The sequence below is a fragment of the Aetokthonos hydrillicola CCALA 1050 genome, assembly GCF_017591665.1.
GTDB classification, from domain to species: domain Bacteria; phylum Cyanobacteriota; class Cyanobacteriia; order Cyanobacteriales; family Nostocaceae; genus Aetokthonos; species Aetokthonos hydrillicola.
The window spans coordinates 1-6,551 of the sequence record NZ_JAAKGC010000182.1; the positions used below are offsets into that span (position 1 = coordinate 1).

Here is a 6,551-nt window from a genome sequence, read left to right on the forward strand (position 1 = left end):
GCTCTTCCGATCTAAAAATAACGCCAAGACTAACAATACCTTTGTTTGACCATGGGGAATGGTCAAAGCTATAAGTGCTGGCACAAGTGTACCAATAATTGAGCCAAAGTAGGGAATAATTTCTAGTATTCCGGCAAAGAAGCCAAAGGATATGAACAACGGGATTCCAATAAAATATAGTCCAACTCCAGCCCCTACACCAACAAACACCATTGCGATTCCCAGACCGAGTATCCAACCCTGAAGCCGGACTCGGATAGCAGGTAGCAACCTCAAGAATTGATCATGGTATCTGCGTGGTATGAATCGTAGGATTCCTTCAAGCACAGAATTGGGATTCGTTGCCATATATATAGCTAAAATGACTGTACCTATTGCTTGAGCAGTCTGATTAAATGTATTACTCAGTACTAAAGGGAATGAAGTAAGTACCCGTCCTAAATAATTCCTTAACTGATCTAGACCCAAGGTGAAATTAGGAACGAAACTCCATTTATTGTGAATGCTTGCAACAAAGTTCCTCAGATAGTCTACATAATTCGGTAATTGCTGAAGCAAAACCTGAGTTTCAACAATGAAGTTCGGTATCAGCACCAGCCCAATAAATGCTCCAAACCCTACAACCAAGCCTAACATTATTAGTACTGCTATCCAACGCACCTTGACAATTCTTTGTAGCCACTCCAAACTCATTTGCATAACCAATGCCAAAAGCGCTGCAACAGCAACTATCTGTAAAACCAGTACCAATCTGTAGAGAATATACGCTATCACTACTAACCAAAACGTCAGGGGAGCGCCTTGGGTAAGCCGGTCGCTTAAACTATTTTTGTTCCTATTGTCTGACATAATATCTAAAAACTAAGGCTACAATAATAACTGGACCTGGTGTCGCAAGTGCAGCATCGAGAATATCGCCGCATTTAGCAGGATCATCAATTGTGAAGCCCATTGCACCGCAAGCGCGAGCAAAAGCAGCATAGTCCATTGGCTGTAGCTCACAGGCATATTCTGGATTACCCAGAAAAACCATTTGCTCCCACTTAATCTGACCGAGGGTATTGTTCTTGATAATGACAATTTTTACAGGTAACTGATACTTAACACAGGTCATAAACTCTGCCATCAACATTGAGAAGCCACCATCACCAACGAAGGCAACACATTGTCTATCGGGATAGGCGATTTGAGCAGCGATCGCATACGGAAGACCACAAGCCATTGAAGCTAATGTTCCTGATACTGAGTGCATTTGACCTTGTTTTGCAGGAATTTGACGCGCCCACCAAGTTGTATTCGTACCTGAATCTGCTGAAACGATGGCAGTATCGGATAAACGTTTACCACGTTCCCATGCAACGACTTGAGGTTTCATTGGCTTATCTTGCCGTCTACCCCGCTCTTCCATTAATTTCCACAAATTATTTATATTTTTGTGTAAATGCAAATCTTATCCTTAAATCAACTTTGCTTTATGTTGAAATCTATTCATAAAGGTGGCATCTAGCCGATGGAGGAGACTCGCTGTATTCTACCCACCACCTTTTATTATTTCACTTAAAGGTATAGACAAGCGGAAGCTTGCTATTTTCACAAACTTCTATTATCGGAGTAAAAAACGAGATCTCTCCGAAATCCCGTAAGATTGCTAGTGTTGGAGAAGTCGGTTGATCATATATACTTAGGGCTTGAGTTATAAGAACTGCATCTTGTTTTTGTTCAAAATTCTATGACTTCTCCTACTGCAAACTATGTTACAGCAGATTTAGACCAAGGTCCCATTATTGAGCAAGAAGTGGTGCGGGTTAGCCATCGCGATGACGTAGCAGATTTAATTCGCAAGGGTAAAGACGTAGAGCGAGTGGTGCTAGCTAGAGCCGTGCGATCGCATTTACAGAATCGAGTGTTAGTCTATGGTGATAGAACTGTGGTTTTTGAATAAGTTTCATTCAAAGAAGTAGAAATTCACGAGCTTCAAACCACAAGTTTGTTCTGCTGTTGCTCGACAAAGATATGGAGTGCTGAAAAAAGCACTTCAAAAGAGCTTGCATCAAACAAAAGTCTTCAATTCCCAAAATTAGTATAGGGACGAGGACTTCGCTTCAATCGCCATGCAGCAAGAAACAGCAGCACAAATATTACTCCGCACAGCATTACGGTATTACAAGATCCGTCACTTAGATTTTGAAACGAAAAAACGACTAATGGCAATGACACAAGAGGAATTTGAACGTGAGTTTTCGCACATTAATTCTCAAAGTGCTTAGACAAGTAACTTAATTTCCACAACTTCACCATTCAAAACCTTAACGTAGTCAACCAGTTCCCGGTAAATTGTACGTTTATCCTTCCAAGGCAACCCGCTCCAGTACTCTTTATCAGTAAAGCAGAAGAAGAGTGTTTTTAGCAATTCGGTACTTACTTCATTTGTAACAACCTGTTTTTGCTTAAGTGATTGTATGTCTAACAGAGTTTGTTCTATAGCGTTTTGAATGATTGGATTTTGGGGTAATAATCTAAGTGCTTTTAGTTGCTCTTCTCTCGCAATTAACTCAGGGTCATCTTTTTGCTTTGAGGATAAATTATCTACTGTATATTTTGCAATTTCTTTATGTCTTGCGGTTAATGCAGTATCTACAGCACTCATTATATCTTCTAAATAAGTGCTAGCCTTGTTTTTACAGAATGAGTCACCTAGATTATCACGTTTTTTACAACGTATTCTATAAGTTGACCATTTACGTTTCAGACAAAAACACTTATACCCGCAGTCCCCACAGATAATTTGATCAACCAAAGGGAGTTGCTCTTTGTCGCTGTTTTTGTTGTTACCATAACTATATTTAGTTTTATTCTCTTCTAATTTATTTAAAATTTGTTTATATTTTGCTCTAGAAATTAAAGCCTGATGAGTATCCTGATGTCTTTCCCATTTATCAGGAGCATTTAAATTGCCACGCACGTTATAAACAGTATCACCCTGTAAAACTGGGTTAGTCATCCAGTATCTCAACCCCGCTGCCGTCCACGAAATACCGTATTTTTCTAAGACGTACTGTGTTGTATTCCTTAGGGTAGATAAATCCAGTAAAAAATAATCAATAATGTCAAGCGCAATTTCCCAATGAGTTTTACCAGATTTGTGTATTGTTATATCTGGTGCATACTTCTCATCAACCCGCTTGTACCCAAATGGCGGACGTGGGCTTGCTTTTTTCTGCTCTCTAAAGTAATTCAGTCCGTGCTTAATCCGGTTTGACAGTAACCTGGATTCAAATTCTGCTAGTCCAGCCATTTGGTTGACTGAGAACCAGCCAAAGGGTGATGAGGTATCTACTGGTGCATCAAGAACTATTAACTTAACTCCCCATTCCTCAAGTGTTACTAAAGTTCTATGGATAGTAATCACTGACCGTGCTAAGCGGTCTATGCGAGTTACAATCAACTCAGTTACTTTACCTTGCTTACACATAGCAAGCATTTTGTTAAATTCTGTGCGTTTATCTGATCTTCCAGACTCAACATCCGAGAAAATTAGTACTGCACCAGCCTTTTCAATTCTAGCTGTCTGTTGCTCTAGTGCATCTGTCTCTGCCTGTTCCCCTGTGGAAACGCGAACATATCCTACCCGCATAGTTAAGCGTTGTTCAACTGTCACTACTGTTAAGTATAGTAGAGTCAGCTTTGGGGTCGCATCCCACAATCAAAATACGCTGACCCATTTCTGCCATAGCGGCAAGGGTATTTTGTGAAGTTGTTGATTTACCAATACCGCCTTTGCCGTAGAATGCTATCTGTCTAATATTTTCATCAACGGACATGATTATTTGTCTCCTGCAATTGGTTGATTTTTGGGTCTGTCGGTTTGTGTGATGCGTTCACGCCCGCATTTGTTACAGCAGTGACCGCGTGTAGAACGTCGCTGGAGGCGATCGCTCTACAATCAAAGTAGTTAGAAGTAAGAACATGTGTTTCTCCGTTACAATTAATTACTTTACAAATGCGTCGTAATATGCATTAGCCTGAAACACCAAGTAAGACATGACCACCGCTTCACTCAGATTCAAAATTCAAACAAGTGTTGTGAATTTTGAATTGTCCCGTAGGTTAGGAAGCTCACTTGTTCAAAATCGCACCTTTCAAATTGTCAACGCGAGCAACAGCAGCGTTGATATCTTCTGCGGACACGCCACGTCCAGTTAGTGACTCACGAAGGTGCTTGACGATAGCATCGAAGTGTTGTTGCTGTAAATTCAACCCCTTGTGTGTTTCTGGCATTTGACGACCCGAGTATTGTTTTGGACCATCAAAAATTTGAGAGAAGAAATCAGCTTGTTGACGACGTTGCCGATCTAAGTCTGTCCGAGCAAAAAAGGGACTGAGGGTGTTGTCAGATAGGACACGTTTGTAGAAATCATCTACTACTTGGTCGATACCTTGCTGTCCGCCGAGTTTGTCAAATAATGTGCTCATATCCTCTATCCTTTGAAGCGAGTTATTTCAGGTGCTTAATACCTTCAGCATTATGCAAGCTGTTGTTGTAAGTAGGACTTAAGCATTGATAGGAAGGCGATGATATGGGTCACATCCTACTTGGTGTTTCAGGCTAATGGATATAGCCTAATCAATTCCGCTATGGCGAAACTGCCTCTACTACAATGTCTTTGCTTACGCGATCGCGCAACCTTGCTTCAATTGCATGCTTTAGAGTCGCCATACTACTAGAACAAGAACCGCACGCACCTTGTAGCAGAACTTTGATCCGATCTCCTTCTATATCATAGAGTTCCACATCTCCCCCGTCAGCGATTAATACGGGTCTGACTTCTTCATCTAGAACTTTTTGAATCAGTGCGATTTTTTGCACGGGATTCAACGGTTTTTGTGACTGATGTCCATTAGTTGAAGCTTTCGCTGCTGATGCGACTTCCTGCTGTACAGACGTAATGAGATCATCAATCTTTGCTAAACATGATCCACATCCACCACCTGCTTTCACATAGTTAGTTACCTCTTCAGCAGCAAGCAGGTTATTTTCTCGAATCACCCGACGGATTTTTGCTTCACTGATACCGAAGCAAGTGCAAATGAGTGTTCCTTCATCGTCATCTTCATGACTTGCGAGGGGAATACCTCGGTAATTATAGATTGCTGCTTCTAACGCTTCTTGCCCCATTACCGAGCAGTGCATTTTTGCTTCTGGCAATCCGCCGAGATATTCAGCGATTTCTTTGTTAGAAACTTTCAGAGCTTCATCTAAGGTTAAGCCCTTTATTAATTCTACCAAAGCTTCAGAGGAAGCGATCGCACTAGTGCAACCAAAAGTTTGAAAGCGAGCATCAAGGATTCTGTCGTTATCTTCCTTAACTTTCAAGTGTAGTCTCAAGGCATCGCCACAGGCAATACTGCCAACCTCTCCTGTAGCAATTCTAACTCCTTCTTCACCAGTTTCTTCTAGTACGCCTTGATTTTTAGGATTGTAGAAGAGTTCTAATACTTTATCTGTGTAGTCCCACATAATCTATTTTAAAGTTTGAATCTTGGATAGGGCTAAAAATTTAGAATTAAAAAACAACCATGTTTTAATTCTTCCCCAGTGCTAAACTTTGCTGTTGTTCTTGCAACCAGTCAGCCTGATCATTTTTGAAGGGAGAGAGCGCGCGCAAGCGTTCTATAATACCAGGCATTACCTCTAACACTACATCAATTTCAGCGTCAGTAGTGTAACGAGAAAGACTAAAGCGGATGGAACCGTGCAGGATAGTATATGGTAAACCCATAGCTCGTAGAACATGGGAAGGTTCTAGAGATCCTGAAGTACAAGCAGAACCAGATGAAGCACAAATACCATGTTGGTTAAGGGAAAACAGAATCGCTTCACCTTCAATGTACTTGAAGCCAATGTTGGTCGTGTTTGGTAATCTGTGGTGTGGATGACCATTCACTTCGCAGTCTGGGATTGTGGCGATTAGGGTTTGTTCTAGGCGATCCCGCTTTGCGGGCAGCGCTTCGCTATCGCGCAATTGCTTTTCTCTAGCAGTAGCTTCTTCTAAATAAGACAATTCTAGTTCCGCAGCTTTACCAAGAGCAATCATTCCTGGAACATTCTCTGTTCCTCCCCGGCGTCCACGTTGCTGACTTCCACCGGTAATCAGGGGACGGAATCTAACTCCGCGCCGTACATACAGAGCGCCAACCCCTTTAGGTGCATGAATCTTATGACCAGACAGAGTTAACATATCCACAGTGCTAGTCTTCATGTTCATCGGGATTTTGCCGACTGCTTGCACTGCGTCTACATGGAACAAAGCCCCACGCTCTTTAGCTCTTAACCCAATTTGCTCGATTGGGAAGACTACGCCAGTTTCGTTATTGGCATACATAATTGTCACTAGCGCAGTGTTACCAGTGAGCGAAGCTTCTAATTCATCTAGATCCAACTGCCCTTGACGATTCACTGAAAGATAAGTAACACTATAGCCTGGGGTTTCCAACTGTGTGCAGACGTTCAGCACAGCAGGGTGTTCCACTTGCGTGGTAATAATATGTTT

The 6,551-nt window shown here is 41.7% G+C and carries 7 protein-coding genes and 2 pseudogenes; 2 read left to right on the forward strand and 7 right to left on the reverse strand.

Features of this window, described 5'->3' with window-relative positions:
- On the reverse strand, positions 1-849 hold an 849-nt coding region (locus G4P69_RS34830), incomplete at its 3' end, for an AI-2E family transporter (protein ID WP_208354490.1).
- Positions 836-1,447 carry a thiamine pyrophosphate-dependent enzyme gene (locus G4P69_RS34835; RefSeq protein WP_243902794.1) on the reverse strand — a complete coding sequence of 204 codons (612 nt, stop codon included), beginning with the start codon at positions 1,445-1,447 and terminating at the stop codon, positions 836-838. The genes G4P69_RS34830 and G4P69_RS34835, both read right to left, overlap by 14 nt.
- 294 nt (positions 1,448-1,741) lie before the next feature.
- Here G4P69_RS34835 and G4P69_RS34840 point away from each other — a divergent pair.
- Together G4P69_RS34840 and G4P69_RS34845 are read left to right on the forward strand one after the other, a co-directional pair.
- A pseudogene (locus tag G4P69_RS34840) lies at positions 1,742-1,942 on the forward strand (formyltetrahydrofolate deformylase); the annotation flags it as partial.
- A 169-nt stretch (positions 1,943-2,111) separates the two neighbouring features.
- Complete coding sequence (locus G4P69_RS34845; protein WP_208354493.1) at positions 2,112-2,267, forward strand: hypothetical protein; 156 nt, start codon at positions 2,112-2,114, stop codon at positions 2,265-2,267.
- Here G4P69_RS34845 and xisF read toward each other — a convergent pair.
- The 5 genes and pseudogenes from xisF to G4P69_RS34870 form a co-directional block, all read right to left on the reverse strand.
- Positions 2,264-3,658 (reverse strand): fdxN element excision recombinase XisF, encoded by a 1,395-nt coding sequence (gene xisF, locus G4P69_RS34850; RefSeq protein ID WP_310834038.1) that lies wholly within the window; start codon positions 3,656-3,658, stop codon positions 2,264-2,266. The genes G4P69_RS34845 and xisF overlap by 4 nt on opposite strands.
- Before the next feature lie 7 nt (positions 3,659-3,665).
- Positions 3,666-3,821 (reverse strand): annotated as a pseudogene (locus G4P69_RS34855) (AAA family ATPase); the annotation flags it as partial.
- Positions 3,822-4,116: 295 nt separating this feature from the next.
- Positions 4,117-4,473: a group I truncated hemoglobin gene (locus G4P69_RS34860; RefSeq protein ID WP_208354495.1), complete on the reverse strand. Its 357-nt coding sequence runs from the start codon at positions 4,471-4,473 to the stop codon at positions 4,117-4,119.
- 160 nt (positions 4,474-4,633) lie between these two features.
- Positions 4,634-5,518: a Fe-S cluster assembly protein NifU gene (gene nifU / locus G4P69_RS34865; protein ID WP_208354497.1), complete on the reverse strand. Its 885-nt coding sequence runs from the start codon at positions 5,516-5,518 to the stop codon at positions 4,634-4,636.
- Between the two features lie 64 nt (positions 5,519-5,582).
- A partial coding sequence (locus G4P69_RS34870) for an aminotransferase class V-fold PLP-dependent enzyme (protein WP_208354499.1) occupies positions 5,583-6,551 on the reverse strand: 969 nt, incomplete at its 5' end.

What these genes read in the sequence shown, in the direction of transcription:
- G4P69_RS34845 (WP_208354493.1), top strand. Translation starts at nt 2,112, where the DNA reads ATGCAGCAAGAAACAGCAGCACAAATATTACTCCGCACAGCATTACGG.
- G4P69_RS34860 (WP_208354495.1), bottom strand. Translation starts at nt 4,473, where the DNA reads ATGAGCACATTATTTGACAAACTCGGCGGACAGCAAGGTATCGACCAA.
- nifU (WP_208354497.1), bottom strand. Translation starts at nt 5,518, where the DNA reads ATGTGGGACTACACAGATAAAGTATTAGAACTCTTCTACAATCCTAAA.